Below are 15,169 nucleotides of genomic sequence, written 5' to 3'. Positions count from 1 at the left end.
AGCCAGGGCTCAGTGCCCGTGACCGTGCCCGTGGCCACCGGCCGGGGCCGGATCGGCCTCCTCCGGCTTGTCCACCACGGCGCTCTCGGTGGTCAGCACCATGCGCGCGATGGACGCGGCGTTCTCCACGGCCGACCGGGTCACCTTGACCGGGTCGATGACGCCGTCGGCGAGCAGGTCCCCGAAGGTGCGGGACGCCGAGTTGTACCCGGTCCCCCAGCCGCCCTCGGCCACCTTCGACACCACGATCGCGCCCTCGTCGCCACCGTTCTCGGCGATCCAGAACAGCGGGGCCGACAGGGCCTTGCGGACGATCGCGACACCGGTCGCGGCGTCCCCGGTCAGGCCCAGGCCGCCGTCGAGCTCGGCCGCGGCGTGCACCAGCGCCGAACCGCCGCCGGGCACGATGCCCTCCTCGACCGCCGCACGGGTCGCCGCGACGGCGTCCTCGATGCGGTGCTTGCGCTCCTTGAGCGCGGTCTCGGTGGCGGCACCGGCCTTGATGACCGCGACACCGCCGGAGAGCTTGGCCAGGCGCTCCTGGAGCTTCTCCTTGTCCCAGTCGGAGTCGGACTCCTCGATCTCGCGCTTGAGCTGCGCGACACGGCCCTCGACGTCGGCCTTGGCGCCGGCGCCCTCGACGATCGTGGTGGCGTCCTTGGTGACGACGACGCGGCGGGCGCGGCCCAGCAGCTCGAGCCCGGCCTCGTTCAGCTTCAGGCCGACCTCGGGGTTGATGACCTGACCGCCGGTGGCGACCGCGAGGTCGTCCATGAACGCCTTGCGGCGGTCGCCGAAGAACGGCGACTTGACCGCGGCGACCTTGACGGTCTTGCGGATCGAGTTGACGACCAGCGTGGACAGGGCCTCGCCCTCGACGTCCTCGGCGATGATCAGCAGCGGCTTGCCCTCGCCGAGCACCTTCTCCAGCAGCGGGAGCAGGTCCTGGATGGAGCTGATCTTGTCGCGGTGCAGCAGGATGTACGGGTCGTCGAGCGCCGCCTCCATGGACTCGGAGTCGGTGACGAAGTACGGCGACAGGTAGCCCTTGTCGAACTGCAGGCCCTCGGTGATCTCCAGCTCGGTGGAGAGCGTGGAGCCCTCCTCGACGGTGATCACGCCGTCCTTGCCGACGGTGTTGATCGCCTGGGCGATCAGGTCGCCGATCTCCTGCTCGCGCGAGGCGATGGCGCCGACCTGCGCGATGTGGCTCTTGGCGTCGACCGGGGTGGCCTTGGACAGCAGCACCTCGGAGACCTTCGCCGACGCGGCGGCGATGCCCTGGCCGAGGGCGAACGGCGCGGCACCGGCGGCCACGTTGCGCAGGCCCTCCTTCACCAGGGCCTGGGCCAGCACGGTGGCGGTGGTGGTGCCGTCACCGGCGACGTCGTTGGTCTTGGTCGCGACGGTCTTCGCCAGCTGGGCGCCGAGGTTCTCGAACGGGTCCTCGAGGTCGACCTCACGGGCGATGGTCACGCCGTCGTTGGTGACGGTCGGACCGCCGAACTTCTTGTCGATGACGACGTGTCGGCCACGCGGGCCGAGCGTCACCTTGACGGCATCGGCGAGCTGGTTCACGCCACGCTCGAGCGCGCGACGGGTGTCCTCGTCGAAGCTGATCTGCTTCGCCATGTCTTGTTCTCGCTACCTCTCGGAGTTTCGCTCTGGTTCTCGGGGGAGAAACGCGACCGCCCCGGTGCGGACCACCGTGGGGTGGACCACCCGGGGCGGTACGTCAGGCGATGGCTCGCGTCAGTTGACGACGGCCAGCACGTCGCGCGCGGAGAGGATCAGGTACTCCTCGCCGTTGTACTTGACCTCGGTGCCGCCGTACTTCGAGTAGATGACGACGTCGCCGACGGCCACGTCGAGCGGGACGCGGTTGCCGTTGTCGTCCACCCGGCCCGGGCCGACGGCCAGGACCTTGCCCTCCTGGGGCTTCTCCTTGGCGGTGTCCGGGATGACGATGCCGGAGGCGGTGGTGGTCTCCGCCTCGCTGGCCTGGACGACGAGCTTGTCCTCGAGCGGCTTGATGTTCGCCACGACGATGACCTCCCCTTCCTGGGGTGAATCCGGTGTCACGGGTTCTCTAGCGGTGTCAGCAGCGCGCACGTGACGACTCCCGCCCCGCCGTCGCGGGTGTCGGGGCGGAGGTCGTCCGCCGCGCGCATTGGCACTCTATCCATGAGAGTGCCAGAAGCCGAGCGGGGGCTCAACCGCACCGTCCGGGAGTGTCCGGAGTTCCCGGTCGTCGCCCGTTGTTCACGTCCTCGTCGCCGGGCCGCCGGGTGTCACTCGATCGGGAACGTTGCACTGCACATCGTGGTCACCTCCCGCCGTTCGCTGCTGCGCGCCGGACTCACCGCCGCCGCCGTCACCGCCGCCGCACCCCTGCTGCCGGGCGCCGCCGCCGCGGCGCCCGGGCCCGCACCGGCCCGGCCGCCCGGCGACCCGTTCGGTCTCGGCGTCGCCTCCGGGGAACCCGACGCGACCTCGGTCGTGCTGTGGACCCGGCTCGCCACCGACCCCCTCGCCGACGACGGCCTGGGCGGTGTCGGGAACCGCGCCACCGACGTCGAGTGGGAGGTCGCCGACGACGAGCGCTTCACCCGCGTCGTGCGTCGCGGCCGGGTCCGCACCGGGCCGGAGGCGGGCCACAGCGTGCACGTCGAGGTGCCGGGGCTGCGACCGGGCCGCGACTACCACTACCGCTTCCGCGTGGGCCGCACCGTCTCCGACGCGGGCCGCACCCGCACCGCGCCACCGCCGGCGTCGATGACGCCGGTGCACATGGCCTTCACCTCCTGCTCCCAGTTCGAGCACGGCTGGTTCACCGCGTACCGGCGGATGGCCGAGGAGCGCCCGGACGTCCTGCTGCACCTGGGCGACTACATCTACGAGTACCCGGCGAAGGACTACGTCGCGCCCGGCGGGAACGTGCGCGACCACGCCGGCCCGGAGACGACGACGCTGGCCGGCTACCGGCAGCGCCTGGCCCAGTACCACGCCGACGCCGACCTGCAGGCCGCGCACGCGGCCGCGCCCTGGCTGGTCGTGTTCGACGACCACGAGGTCGAGAACAACTGGGCCGGCGACGTCCGGGAGCTGCCGATCGACCCGCCCGGCGACTTCACCGCCCGCAAGGCCGCCGCGTTCCGCGCGTACTGGGAGAACATGCCGCTGCGCGCCGCCCAGCGCCCCCGCGGCGCGGCCATGCGGCTGTACCGGCGCGTCGGCTACGGCGGGCTGGTCACCTTCCACATGCTCGACACCCGTCAGTACCGCGGCGACCAGCCCTGCGGCGACGAGTTCCGCAGCGACTGCGCGGAGCGGACCGATCCGGCCCGCTCGCTGCCCGGCTCGGCGCAGGAACGCTGGATCGCCGACGGCTTCGCCCGCTCCCGCGCCCGCTGGGACGTGCTCGGCCAGCAGGTGTTCTTCTCCCAGGTCGACTACACCCCGGGCGCCGGGCGCGGCTTCAACCCCGACGCGTGGGACGGCTACCCCGGCTCGCGCGACCGCGTCGTCGACTCCTGGGTCGCGGCCACGCAGCGCGGGCGGGCCCGCAACCTCGTGGTGCTCACCGGTGACGTGCACGCGCACTGGGGCGCCGACGTCAAGCGCCGCTTCGACGACCCCGCCTCGCCGGCAGGGCCCCGGCAAAGTCGTGATAGACGGTGGGAACCGTCCCCCGCGGCCTTCTGATTGCCGCACTGCACCTGTCTGTGACCAGCTATAGCGCCGCGCGGCGCCGCAACGGTGCCGCGTGTCACGGCCCACCACAAGATCATCTAGCGACTTTGCCGGGGCCCTGGCCTCGCCGGTGGTCGGCACCGAGCTGGTGTCCAGCTCGATCACCTCGGGCGGTGACGGCTCGGAAAAGCAGAACGGTTCCGACACCGTCCTCGCCGAGAACCCGCACATCCGGTTCCACAACAACCGCCGCGGCTACGTCAGCACCCGGTTCACCGCGGACCGGATGGAGGCCGAGTTCAAGGTGGTGCCGTTCGTGAAGCAGCCGGGCGCCCCGGTGCAGACGCGCGGACGGTTCGTGACCGAGGACCGGCGGCCCGGCCTGCGGCCCGTCTGAGGAGTAGGTTCGGCGACGTGGCTGACCTGGTTCTCGGCGCGAACGTGTTCGGCTGGACGGCGGACAGGGAGACCTCCTTCGCCGTCCTCGACGCCTTCGTCGACGCCGGCGGACGGATGATCGACACCGCGGACTCCTACATGTGGCGCGCACCGGGGAACTCCGGCGGCGAGTCCGAGACGATCCTCGGCGAGTGGATGGCGGCCCGCGGCAACCGCGACGCGCTGCACCTCGCGACGAAGGTCGGCGCGTTGCCCGGCCGGGAGGGTCTGTCGCCGGAGAACATCGCGGCGGCGGCGCGGGACTCGCTGCGCCGCCTGGGCACCGACCGGATCGACCTGTACTACGCCCACCGCGACGACGAGGCGACCGCGCAGGAGGAGACCCTCGACGCGTTCGACGCACTGGTCCGCGAGGGGCTGGTCCGCGAGATCGGCGCGTCGAACTTCAGCCCGGAGCGGCTGCGGTCGGCGCTGGAGATCTCCGCGCGCGACGGGCTGACCGCGTTCAGCGCCATCCAGCCGCACTACAACCTCATGGAGCGCGACGACTTCGAGGCGGGCCTGGCCCCGCTCGCCGAGTCGGAGAAGCTGGCCGTGCACCCCTACTTCGGGCTGGCCAAGGGCTTTCTCACCGGCAAGTACCGGCCGGACTCCCCCGCGCCGGAGGGCCCGCGGGCCGAGGGCGCGGCGGCGTACCTGGACTCCCGCGGCCGCGCCGTGCTGGCCGGGCTCGACGAGATCTCCGCCGGCTACGGCGTGCCGGTCCCGGCGATCGCGCTGACCTGGCTGGCCGCACAGCCCGCGGTGACCGCGCCGATCGCGAGCGCGCGGAACCCCGAGCAGCTGGAGCAGCTGCTGCCGATGCTCACCCTGGAGCTGACCGAGGACGAGCTGCGCCTGCTGTCCTACCTGTCCGCGACGTCCTGAGCGGGCGTGCGCACGCGGTCGCGGCGCATCGTGTAGGCGTCGGCCATCGACGGCCGGTAGTAGCGCTTGCGCACCCCGACGACGGTGAACCCGGCGCTCTCGTAGAGGGCCCGGGCTGGCTCGTTGTCGGTGCGGACCTCCAGGAACACCGTGGCCGCCAGCTCGTCGGCGACGGCGAGCAGCCCGTTCAGCAGGGCACGGCCGATCCCGTGGCCCTGCCAGGCCGGGTCGACGCCGATGGTGTGCACCTCCGCCTCGGCCATCGGCGGCCCGGCGACGACGGCGAGCCCGGCGTAGCCGACCAGCTCGTCCCCGGCCCGGGCGGCGAGGTAGAGCTGCCCGGAGGTCACGGCGTCGCGGAAGGCCTGCGCGCTCCACGGGTCGTCCCCGGGGAACAGGATCTGCTCCAGCTCCGCGCAGCGCGGGCGTCGGACCGGTACAGCGGGCCCAGCGCGACGGTGGCGTTCATGCGGTGACGCGCTTGCGCCCGGTCGGTTCGACGGCGTCCGGGCGGCGCAGGTAGAGGGGCTCGACCGGGGCGGGGGCCCGGCCGGCGAGCAGGTCCGCCGCGGCGACGCCGACCAGCCCGTCGACGGTCGGGGCGCCGGGGCCGCCGATGTCGCGGCCGAGCCGGTCGGCGAACGCCGGATCGCCGATCACGGTGCCGATCGCCAGCTCGTCCAGGCGCGCGGCCAGCGCCTCCGGGGCCTCGACCGCGGGACCGGACAGCCTGCGGACCGAGTGGGAGTCGGCGGGGTCGGAGCCGTCGTAGGCGGCCCAGTACACCTCCCGGCGCCGGGCGTCGGTGACGACCAGGAGGTTCCCGCCGGTGTGCAGTCCCCAGGCGAGCGCGTCGTGGGTGACGACGCCGTGCACGGGCACGTCGAGGGCGTGGCCGAGCGCGGCGGCCGAGGCGATCCCGACCCGCAGCCCGGTGAACGGGCCCGGGCCGACGCCGACGACCACGGCCCCGACCTCGGCGAGCGCACGGCCCGCCTCGGCGCACAGCGCCCGGACCGCGGGCATCAGCAGCTCGCCGTGCCGGCGGCCGTCGTGCGCGCGGGCGGCGACGGTCACCGGCGCGCCGTCGGGGCGGAGGTCGACGAGACCGGCGGTGACGACGGTCGTCGCGGTGTCGAGGGCCAGTACCAGCACGTCCGCGAGCCTACGGACGCGCGGTACGGCGCAGCGTCGCGACCCGGGTGTCGTCGTCGCGGCGCTCCAGGGCGATCGTCACCGCGGACCCGGCGAGCCGCTCCGCGACCCCGACGCCCCACTCGACGGCGACGACCGCGCGGTCCAGCTCGGTGTCGAGGTCGAGGTCGTCCAGCTCGGCCGCCACGTCCACGTCCCCGTCGGGACCGCCCAGCCGGTAGGCGTCGACGTGCACCAGGGCCGGGCCGTCGCCCGCGGAGGGGTGCTCGCGAGCGATCACGAACGTCGGCGAGGCCACCGTGCCGGTCACCCCGAGCCCGCGGGCCAGGCCGCGGACCAGGGCGGTCTTGCCCGCACCGAGTGGACCGGCCAGGAGCACCACGTCGCCGGCGACCAGCTCGCGGCCGACCGTCTCGCCGAAGGACTCGGTGTCGGCGACGGTCGGCAGCTCCGCGACGACGGCGTCCGCCCCGGGAGCGGGGATCACGGCCGGTCCTTCTTCCGGGACCGCCCGGCCCTGGCCGGGACGCGGCTGCCCCGGCGGACCCGGCCCGCGCTGCGCAGCAGCCCCTGCAGGGCGCCGCCGCCCGCCGCGGCCTGGTCGTCCTCGCTCGCGTCGGTGACCTGCGGCGGCCGCTTGGCCCGCAGTTCGCCGCCCGCGGTGCGCTCGGTGGTGCGGGCGATCAGCCCGTCCAGCTCGGCGTCGACGACCTCGGGCTGCTCCAGCATCGGCATGTGCCCGACCCCGGGCAGCCGCACCAGCCGTGCGGTCGGGATCGCCTCGGCGATGACCTCGCTGTGCCGCCACGGGATGATCCGGTCGCCGTCGCCCGCCAGGACGAGCACCTCGCAGCCGGACAGGCCGGGCAGCGCCGCGAGCCGGTCGTGGGTGCCGAGGGTGTCGACGAAGTCGGTGAGCGCGCCGACGGCGTTCGAGTCGATCATCGTGTCGACGAGGTCGACCATCCGCGGGTCGACCTGGCGGTCGCCGTAGGCGAAGCGCTTGGTGAACATCCAGATGATGTCGCCCAGCGCGCGCCGGCCCGTCTCGACCAGGCCGGGCTGCCACGCGGCGAGCCCACCGAGGGTCCGGATGATCGGGTTGCGCCGGGACAGGAACGTCCCCGGCAGCCCCGAGGACGCCATCTCCCCCGCCGAGGTCGACACCAGCGCCACCCCGGCGACGCGCTCGTGGAACAGCTCCGGGTGCTGCTCGGCCAGCGCCATCACGGTCATGCCGCCCATCGAGTGCGACACCAGCACCAGTGGCCCCTCGGGGGCCAGCGAGCGGATCACGGCGTCGAGGTCGCGGCCGAGCTGGTCGATCGTGCAGGAGTCCGCGGGCGCCCGCTCGGAGCGGCCGTGGCTGCGCTGGTCGTAGAGCACCATCCGCACCGACGGGGCGGTCAGCCCGGCCAGGTGCGGCCGCTGCTCCTGCCAGGTGCGCCGGTCGAGGGCGAACCCGTGCACGAGCACGACGGTCAGCGCGGGCTCCGAGCCGTCGGCCGGCGCGACCACCTCGCAGGCGATGCGGATGCCGTCGTCGGCCATCACCGACATCTCCTCGCCGACGGTGCCCGGCGGCGTCTCGGCGTGCGCGGACATCTCGGTGGCCAGGCTGCGGCGGGTGGCGGCGATCTTGCGTCGCTGCGCGGCGACACCGACCCCGGCCGCGGCGCCCGCCGCGCCGACCACACCGCCCGCGATCCCGGCGACGGTCCATCCCCTGCGGCTCATGCGACTCCCCCGCGCCCGTCGGTCACCGTGCGGCGGACCCGCCCCCGGACGCCCGTGACGATCTCGTAGTGGATGGTGCCCAGCTCGTCGGCCCACTCGCGGGCGGTCGGGCCGCCCGCGGTGCCGGTGCCGAACAGCTCGACCGGGTCGCCGATCGCGACCGGCAGCGTCCCCCGGCCGGCCGCAGTCGACGACGAACTGGTCCATGCAGACCCGCCCGGCGACCGGCCGGACGGTGCCGCCGATGCGCACGCGCATCCGACCGCCGTCGTTGAGGCGGCGCGGGACGCCGTCGGCGTAGCCCAGCGGCACCAGCGCCAGCGTGCGGGGCTCGCGGGCGACCCACTCGTGGCCGTAGGACACGCCCTCGCCCGGCTCGACGGTCTTGGTGAGCGCGACCCGGCCGCGCAGCGTCATCGCCGGGCGCAGCGGGCTGTCGGCGGGGTCGGCGATCGGGTCGAGGCCGTAGACGGCGATCCCCGGCCGGACGACGTCGAGGTGCAGGTCGGGGCGGGTCATCAGGCCCGCGGAGTTGCACAGGTGCAGCTGCGGTGCGAACCCGCGGTCCCGGGCGAGCGCGGCGGCGGCGTGCAGCCGCGCGGCCTGGCTGTCGACGGCGGGCTGGCCCGGCTCGTCGGCGGCGGCGAGGTGCGACCAGACGGCCGCGACCTCGCAGGTGCCGTCGGCGACCCCGTCAGCGACGGCGTCGAGCAGGGCGGGCCACTCGCCGGGCGGGCAGCCGTTGCGCGACAGCCCGGTGTCGGCCTTGAGGTGCAGCCGGGCCCTGCGGCCCGCGGCGCGGGCACCGGCCAGCACCGCGGCGAGGTGCTCACGGCCGGACACCGACAGCTCCACCCCGGCGGCGACGGCGGCGGCGAAGTTCTCGTCGGGCAGGTGCAGCCAGGACAGCAGCGGCGCCTCGACGCCATCGGCACGCAGCGCGAGCGCCTCGTCCAGGGTGGCGACGCCGAGCCGGGTCGCCCCTGCCGAGAGCGCCGCCCGGGCGACGGCGGCGGCGCCGTGGCCGTAGCCGTCGGCCTTGACCACGACCATCGTCTCGGCGCCCGAGGCGAGACCGGACAGGTACCGGGTGTTGTGCCGGACGGCGTCGAGGTCGACCACCGCCTCGGCCGCCGGTGCGCCGGGGACGCGACCGTGGCCGGGCCCGTACGTGCGTCCGGGTCCCGGGCCGGGAGCGTGGTCGGTCGTGGGTGACACGGCCCCGATCATCGCATCCCGGCCCGACGGGGCCCGGTCCTGCGCCCGGCTCAGTCGTTTCCCGGCCTCCATCGCCGCCCGGTCGAGGGACTCCTCCGCCTGCTCGGCGTCGGGGTCCGACGGCGTCGCGGTGATCTCCGCCGCACGCCCGGCCTCGACCTCGCCGACGAAGGTGCCGAACTCGCCGCCGAGCATCCCGGTGGCCGAGTACTGCTCCAGCTTGGCGCGCGAGTCGGCCAGGTCCAGGTTGCGCAGGGTGAGCTGGCCGATACGGTCGCCCGGGGTGAACGGGGCGTCCTCGACACGCTCCATCGACAGCCGGTCCTCGGCGTAGGCCAGGGCGGGGCCGCGGGTGTCGAGCACCGACCAGTCGTTGCCGCGGCGCAGCCGCAGGGTGACCGAGCCGGTCACAGCGTTGCCGACCCAGCGGGTCAGGGACTCGCGCAGCATCAGCGACTGCGGCTCCAGCCAGCGGCCCTCGTAGAGCAGCCGGCCCAGGCGACGGCCCTGCTCCTCGTAGGCCGACAGCGAGTCGTGGTTGTGGATCGCGGAGACCAGGCGCTCGTAGGTGACGAACAGCAGCGCCATCGCCGGAGCCTCGTAGATGCCCCGGCTCTTGGCCTCGATGATCCGGTTCTCGATCTGGTCGGTCATGCCCAGGCCGTGCCGGCCACCGATCCGGTTGGCCTCGGCGACCAGCGCGACCGGGTCGTCGTAGCGGACACCGTTGATCGCGACGGGGCGCCCGGACTCCCACTCGACGGTGACGTCCTCGGTCTCGACCGTGACGGCCGGGTCCCAGAACCGGACGCCCATGATCGGCTCGACGATCTCGATCGAGGTGTCGAGGTGCTCGAGCTTCTTGGCCTCGTGGGTGGCGCCCCAGATGTTGGCGTCGGTCGAGTACGCCTTCTCCGCGGAGTCCCGGTAGGGCAGCTCGCGCTCGCCGAGCCAGGCGCTCATCTCCGCGCGGCCACCGAGCTGGTCGACGAACGCCTCGTCCAGCCACGGCTTGTAGATCCGCAGGGCCGGGTTGGCGAGCAGGCCGTAGCGGTAGAACCGCTCGATGTCGTTGCCCTTGAAGGTCGAGCCGTCGCCCCAGATGGAGACGCCGTCGTCGGCCATGGCGCGGACCAGCAGCGTGCCGGTGACGGCGCGGCCGATCGGGGTGGTGTTGAAGTAGGGCATCCCGCCGGCGCGGATGTGGAAGGCACCGCAGGCGATCGCGGCGATGCCCTCGTCGACCAGCGCACGGCGGCAGTCGACGACGCGGGCGGCCTCGGCGCCGTACTCCAGCGCGCGCTCGCGGACGGCGACGAGGTCGGGCTCGTCGGGCTGTCCGAGGTCGGCGGTGTAGGCGTAGGGGACCGCGCCGTTCTCGCGCATCCAGGCGACCGCGACGGAGGTGTCGAGGCCACCGGAGAAGGCGATGCCGACGCGCTCGCCGACGGGGAGGCTGGTCAGGATCTTCGGCACGCGCGGAACGCTAACAACCCGCTCCCGGCGCAGGTCCGCCGGTGTGCCGCTTCAGTACGGGCCTGCGGCCGCCCGCACCGCCCGCAGCGCGACCGGGATCGCCGCCTGCATCGCCGACGCCGGAGGCCGGGACCGGCGGCAGCCGTGCTCGCGGGCGGCCGCCGTCGCGGCGCGGGCGTGCACCAGCGTCGCGCAGCCCGCCGCCCACCACGGGTCGAGCCCGGCGGCGAGCAACGCGCCGATCATGCCGGTGAGCACGTCGCCGGAGCCCGCGGTCGCGGCCCAAGAGTCCGCGGCGGGGTCGACCAGCACCCGTCCGTCCGGTGCGGCGACGACGGTCGCGTTCCCCTTCAGCAGCACCGTCACCCCGAGGTCGGCGGCGGCGCGGCGGGCGGCGCCGAATCCGGTCGGGCCCGACCTCACCCGCGATCCGGGCGAACTCCCCCGCGTGCGGGGTGAGCACGACGGGCTCGCCGTGGATCCGCTCCCGCAGGTGCGCGTGCTGTGCGAGCAGGGTGATCGCGTCGGCGTCGAGGCAGAGCGGCACCTCGCGGCCGAGTGCCTCCTCCAGCACGGCCAGGCCCTGCCCGCCGGTGCCGAGCCCCGGCCCGACCGCCCAGGCCTGGGTGCGTCCGGCGTCGGTGATGTCCCCGGTGGCGACGATCTCCGGCCAGTGCCTGCGGACCTCGTCGGCGGCGGACCCGGCGAAGCGCACCATCCCGGAGGTGGCCAGGGCCGCGGCGCCCGCGGCGAGGACGGCGGCGCCGGGGTAGGTGGCCGAGCCGGCGGCGATCCCGACGACGCCCTGGCTGTACTTGTCGTCGTCGGGGCCGGGCACCGGCCAGCGGGCGCCGACGTCGCCGTCGGACAGCACCCACGCGTGCGGCTCGGTCCCCTCCAGGAACGGCCCGAGCCCGAAGTCCACCAGCCGCACCGGCCCGCACAGCGGGGCGGCGAGGGCGTGCACCGGCTTGCGGCAGCCGAAGGTGACCGTCAGCGCGGCACGGACGTGCGGCCCGTCGGTCGCCCCGGTGTCGCAGTCGACCCCCGAGGGCAGGTCGCAGGCCACGATCGGTACGCCGGCCCCGTCGGCGGCGGCGACCAGGTCCGGGGCCGGGTCGCGCAGCGCACCGCGCCCGGAGATCCCGACGATCCCGTCGACGACGACGTCCGCCCCCGCGACCAGCGCCCGGGCCGGGTCGAGGGCACCGGCCGCGGCGGGGCCGGGATCGGAGACCGGCGGGGTGTGCAGGGCCAGCACCCGCCCGCGCGCGGCACGCAGCGCGGCGAGCCCGGCCGGGTGCGCGCGGTCCGGCGCCAGCAGCACCGCGGTGACGTGCGCGCCCCGGCGGCGCAGCTCGGCGCCGGCCCACAGCGCGTCGCCGCCGTTGTCACCCGCCCCGACCAGCAGCACCACCCGGCGGCCGTAGGTCGCGCCGAGGAACGCGCGCACGTGGTGCGCGAGCCCCGCCGCGGCCCGGCGCATCAGCACCCCGTCGCCGACGGTGCGCATCATGGCCGCCTCGGCCGCCCGTACCTGGTCCGCGGTGTGGAGCCCGTGCATGGCCGCGAGGCTAGCCCGGGCGGCCGGGTTCGGCGGTCGTGGAGCGGGGCGCCCGCTCACTCGACGGTGACCGACTTCGCCAGGTTGCGGGGCTTGTCGACGTCGTAGCCGCGGGCGCGGGCGATCTCGGCCGCGATCACCTGCAGCGGGATCGTCGCGACCAGCGGCTGCAGCAGCGTCGGCACCGCGGGGAGCTCGAAGAGGTGGTCGGCGAACGGGCGCACCGTCTCGTCGCCGGTCTCGGCGAGGACGACGGTGCGCGCCCCGCGCGCCTTGATCTCCTGGATGTTGGACAGCAGCTTGGAGTGCAGCACCGCGCGCCCCTTCGGCGACGGCATCACCACGACCACCGGCAGCCCGTCCTCGATCAGCGCGATCGGACCGTGCTTGAGCTCGCCGGCGGCGAACGCCTCGGCGTGCATGTAGGCGAGCTCCTTGAGCTTGAGCGCGCCCTCCAGCGCCACCGGGTAGCCGACGTGCCGACCCAGGAACAGCACCGCCTTCGACGGCGCCAGCTCCTGCCCGAGCGCACGGGCCTCGCCGAGGGACTCCAGCACCTGGGCGACGGCCGCCGGGATGGCCTCCAGCTCCTCGAACTCGCGGACCACCTCGTCCGGGTACTTGGTGCCGCGCGCCTGCGCCAGGGCCAGGCCGACCAGGTAGTTCGCCGCGACCTGGGCGGTGAACGTCTTCGTCGCGGCGACGCCGATCTCCGGGCCCGCGTGGGTGTAGATCACCGCGTCGGACTCGCGCGGGATCTGTGCCCCGTTGGTGTTGCAGATGGCCAGCACCCTGGCCTTCTGCTCCTTGGCGTGGCGCAGCGCCTCCAGGGTGTCCGCGGTCTCACCGGACTGGGAGATCGCGACGACCAGCGTCGAGCGGTCCAGCACCGGGTCGCGGTAGCGGAACTCGCTGGCCAGCTCGATCTCGACCGGGATCCGGGTCCAGTGCTCGATCGCGTACTTCGCGAGCAGACCGGAGTGGTAGGCGGTGCCGCAGGCGACGACGAAGACCTTGTCGACGTCGCGCAGCTCCTGGTCGGTGAGCCGCTGCTCGTCGAGCACGATGCGCCCGTCGACCAGGTGGCCGCGCAGGGTGTCGGCGATCGCGGTCGGCTGCTCCTCGATCTCCTTGAGCATGAAGTAGTCGTGGCCGCCCTTCTCGGCGGCGGCGAGGTCCCAGGTCACCTCGAACGGGTTGACCGCCACGGGCTCCCCGATGAAGTCGGTGACCTCGTAGCCGTCCCGGGTGATCGTGACGACCTGGTCCTGGCCGAGCTCGACCGCGGAGCGGGTGAACTCGATGAACGCCGCGACGTCGGAGGCCAGGAACGTCTCGCCGTCGCCGATGCCGAGCACCAGCGGGGAGTTGCGGCGGGCGGCGACGATCCGGTCCGGCTCGTCGGCGTGGGTCACGACGAGGGTGAACGCACCCTCCAGCCGCCGGGCGACGGCGCGCACCGAGGCCGGGAGGTCCCCGGCGGTGTCACCGTGGGCGTAGGCGAGCGCGACCAGGTGCGCGGCGGTCTCGGTGTCGGTGTCGGACTCCGCCCAGATGTCCTGCGCCTCCAGCTCGGCCCGCAGCTCCAGGAAGTTCTCGATGATGCCGTTGTGGACGACCGCGAGCCGGCCGTCGCTGCTGCGGTGCGGGTGGGCGTTGCGGTCGGTGGGCGGGCCGTGCGTCGCCCACCGCGTGTGCCCGATGCCCGAGGTCCCGGTGAACCGGTCCCGCCCGATCTCGTCGAGGCGTGCCTCCAGGTTGGCCAGGGCGCCCGCCTTGCGCTCGACCAGCAGCTCACCGCCGTCCGGCAGCGCGACGCCGGCGGAGTCGTAACCGCGGTACTCCAGTCGTCGCAGGCCGCCGAGGACGACGCCGAGTGCGGACCGATGACCGACGTAACCGACGATGCCACACATAAGGCTGAGCGTATCGACGCCCGGTTGCCGATCTTCGGGCGACGGGTGCGACCGGCGCCACGCCGGGCGCCCGTGCGAGGCGGGCACGCGGTGACCTGCACCGGTACGGTGCCGTCCGTGGCCCGGACCAGCGTGACCCGCCCCCCGTCGACGAAGGGGGCCAAGGACGCCCTCGGTGTGCTGTCACGTCCGGGGCCGAACCCGGTGAAGTACGGCGACCTGGGGCTCATCGGCCTGCCGGGCATCGTCTACACCCCCGCGGAGGGCTACCAGCTGCCCGCCGTGGTCGTCGGGCACGCGTGGCTGCAGCCCGCGCACCGCTACCACGAGCTGCTGCGACACCTCGCGACCTGGGGTTTCGTCGCCGCCGCGCCGAACACCCAGCGCGGCCCGGTCCCGAGCATCGCCCAGTTCGCCTCGGACCTGAACACCGTCCTGGACGTGTGCGTCGGCGTCCGGCTCGGCGACGGCCACGTCAGCGTCGACGCCCGCAAGACCGCCCTGGTCGGGCACGGCACCGGGGGCGGCGCGGCCGTCCTCGCCGCGGCCCGGCGCGAGCGCCTCGGCGCGCTGGTGACCCTCGCCGCGTCGGAGGTGAAGCCGTCCGCGATCGAGGCGGCCGCCGCGGTGACCGTCCCGACGCTGCACCTCGCCGCCGCGGTCGACTCGCTGGCCCCGATGGAGGGACACGCGCAGCGGATCGCCACCGCCCAGCACGAGGCCGGCACCGACGTGACGCTGCGCGAGATCGAGAAGGCCGGGCACCTCGGGTTCTGCGAGGGCAGGCACTGGACGAGCTTCCTGCTGCAGAACCGCCCGCAGCACCGGACCCGGAAGATCACCCGGGCGCTGATGACCGCGTTCCTCATGCAGGAGCTGCAGAACGAGAAGCGGGTGTCCTCCCTGACCTCGGGGAACGTGCCCGGGGCCCCGCTGGTGGACCTCACCTCGCAGCCCGACGACGAGCAGGACCAGCAGCCGACCGGGCTCCTCGGCATCGGCCGCTGACCCCTCCGCCCCGCGCCCGCACAGGTCCGCCGACACAGGGATCCGCCGCCCGCGCGCTGATCCGCCGCCCGCGCGG

General features: G+C 74.4%; 11 protein-coding genes and 3 pseudogenes. 4 read left to right on the top strand and 10 right to left on the bottom strand.

The genetic code is table 11. From position 1 onward, the window contains the following. Nucleotides 1-9: 9 nt before the first annotated feature. Both groL and groES read right to left on the bottom strand, forming a co-directional pair. Nucleotides 10-1,632, bottom strand: coding sequence for a chaperonin GroEL (gene groL / locus KPL57_RS09905; protein WP_020623961.1), 1,623 nt, complete (start codon nucleotides 1,630-1,632; stop codon nucleotides 10-12). A 120-nt stretch (nucleotides 1,633-1,752) separates the two neighbouring features. After that, nucleotides 1,753-2,043 carry a co-chaperone GroES gene (gene groES, locus KPL57_RS09900; RefSeq protein ID WP_020623960.1) on the bottom strand — a complete coding sequence of 97 codons (291 nt, stop codon included), beginning with the start codon at nucleotides 2,041-2,043 and terminating at the stop codon, nucleotides 1,753-1,755. Nucleotides 2,044-2,322: 279 nt separating this feature from the next. Here groES and KPL57_RS09895 point away from each other — a divergent pair, with 279 nt between their 5' ends. The 3 genes from KPL57_RS09895 (at nucleotide 2,323) to KPL57_RS09885 (ending at nucleotide 5,019) form a co-directional block, all read left to right on the top strand. After that, nucleotides 2,323-3,705 carry an alkaline phosphatase gene (locus KPL57_RS09895; RefSeq protein WP_226351354.1) on the top strand — a complete coding sequence of 461 codons (1,383 nt, stop codon included), beginning with the start codon at nucleotides 2,323-2,325 and terminating at the stop codon, nucleotides 3,703-3,705. A gap of 61 nt (nucleotides 3,706-3,766) precedes the next feature. Beyond that, nucleotides 3,767-4,090 (top strand): alkaline phosphatase D family protein, encoded by a 324-nt coding sequence (locus KPL57_RS09890; RefSeq protein ID WP_226351353.1) that lies wholly within the window; start codon nucleotides 3,767-3,769, stop codon nucleotides 4,088-4,090. Between the two features lie 17 nt (nucleotides 4,091-4,107). Next, nucleotides 4,108-5,019, top strand: coding sequence for an aldo/keto reductase (locus KPL57_RS09885; protein WP_226351352.1), 912 nt, complete (start codon nucleotides 4,108-4,110; stop codon nucleotides 5,017-5,019). On the opposite strand, the gene rimI is transcribed toward KPL57_RS09885, so the two are convergent. The 8 genes and pseudogenes from rimI to glmS all read right to left on the bottom strand — a co-directional run bounded on the left by rimI (nucleotide 4,998) and on the right by glmS (nucleotide 14,085). Continuing rightward, on the bottom strand, nucleotides 4,998-5,417 hold the full coding sequence (rimI, locus tag KPL57_RS09880; RefSeq protein ID WP_374203685.1) for a ribosomal protein S18-alanine N-acetyltransferase: 420 nt from the start codon (nucleotides 5,415-5,417) through the stop codon (nucleotides 4,998-5,000). The genes KPL57_RS09885 and rimI overlap by 22 nt on opposite strands. Before the next feature lie 67 nt (nucleotides 5,418-5,484). After that, the gene (gene tsaB, locus KPL57_RS09875; RefSeq protein ID WP_226351351.1) at nucleotides 5,485-6,174 is read right to left on the bottom strand and encodes a tRNA (adenosine(37)-N6)-threonylcarbamoyltransferase complex dimerization subunit type 1 TsaB; all 690 of its coding nucleotides are present in this window, start codon (nucleotides 6,172-6,174) and stop codon (nucleotides 5,485-5,487) included. Between the two features lie 10 nt (nucleotides 6,175-6,184). Next, nucleotides 6,185-6,661: a tRNA (adenosine(37)-N6)-threonylcarbamoyltransferase complex ATPase subunit type 1 TsaE gene (tsaE, locus tag KPL57_RS09870; protein WP_075310190.1), complete on the bottom strand. Its 477-nt coding sequence runs from the start codon at nucleotides 6,659-6,661 to the stop codon at nucleotides 6,185-6,187. Then, complete coding sequence (locus KPL57_RS09865; RefSeq protein WP_226351392.1) at nucleotides 6,658-7,725, bottom strand: alpha/beta fold hydrolase; 1,068 nt, start codon at nucleotides 7,723-7,725, stop codon at nucleotides 6,658-6,660. Before KPL57_RS09865 ends, tsaE begins: the two co-directional genes overlap by 4 nt. Nucleotides 7,726-7,907: 182 nt before the next feature. Continuing rightward, a pseudogene (alr, locus tag KPL57_RS09860) lies at nucleotides 7,908-9,033 on the bottom strand (alanine racemase). A 299-nt stretch (nucleotides 9,034-9,332) separates the two neighbouring features. Next, a pseudogene (argG, locus tag KPL57_RS09855) lies at nucleotides 9,333-10,605 on the bottom strand (argininosuccinate synthase); the annotation flags it as partial. A 51-nt stretch (nucleotides 10,606-10,656) separates the two neighbouring features. Beyond that, nucleotides 10,657-12,169, bottom strand: a pseudogene (locus KPL57_RS09850) (NAD(P)H-hydrate dehydratase). Nucleotides 12,170-12,225: 56 nt separating this feature from the next. Continuing rightward, a complete protein-coding gene (glmS, locus tag KPL57_RS09845) occupies nucleotides 12,226-14,085 on the bottom strand; it encodes a glutamine--fructose-6-phosphate transaminase (isomerizing) (RefSeq protein ID WP_226351350.1) in 1,860 nt (619 codons plus the stop codon). Nucleotides 14,086-14,202: 117 nt separating this feature from the next. Between glmS and KPL57_RS09840 the strand changes: the two genes are divergently transcribed. Then, complete coding sequence (locus tag KPL57_RS09840; protein WP_226351349.1) at nucleotides 14,203-15,093, top strand: dienelactone hydrolase family protein; 891 nt, start codon at nucleotides 14,203-14,205, stop codon at nucleotides 15,091-15,093. Nucleotides 15,094-15,169: the final 76 nt, after the last annotated feature.

Source organism: Pseudonocardia sp. ICBG601 (assembly GCF_020496245.1).
Note: the sequence above shows the minus strand (reverse complement) of the source record. Positions and strands in the feature narration are given on the sequence as shown.

Coding starts and splice junctions, on each gene's coding strand:
- groL (WP_020623961.1), bottom strand. CDS start 1,632: ATGGCGAAGCAGATCAGCTTCGACGAGGACACCCGTCGCGCGCTCGAG.
- KPL57_RS09865 (WP_226351392.1), bottom strand. CDS start 7,725: ATGGCCGACGACGGCATCCGCATCGCCTGCGAGGTGGTCGCGCCGGCC.
- glmS (WP_226351350.1), bottom strand. CDS start 14,085: ATGTGTGGCATCGTCGGTTACGTCGGTCATCGGTCCGCACTCGGCGTC.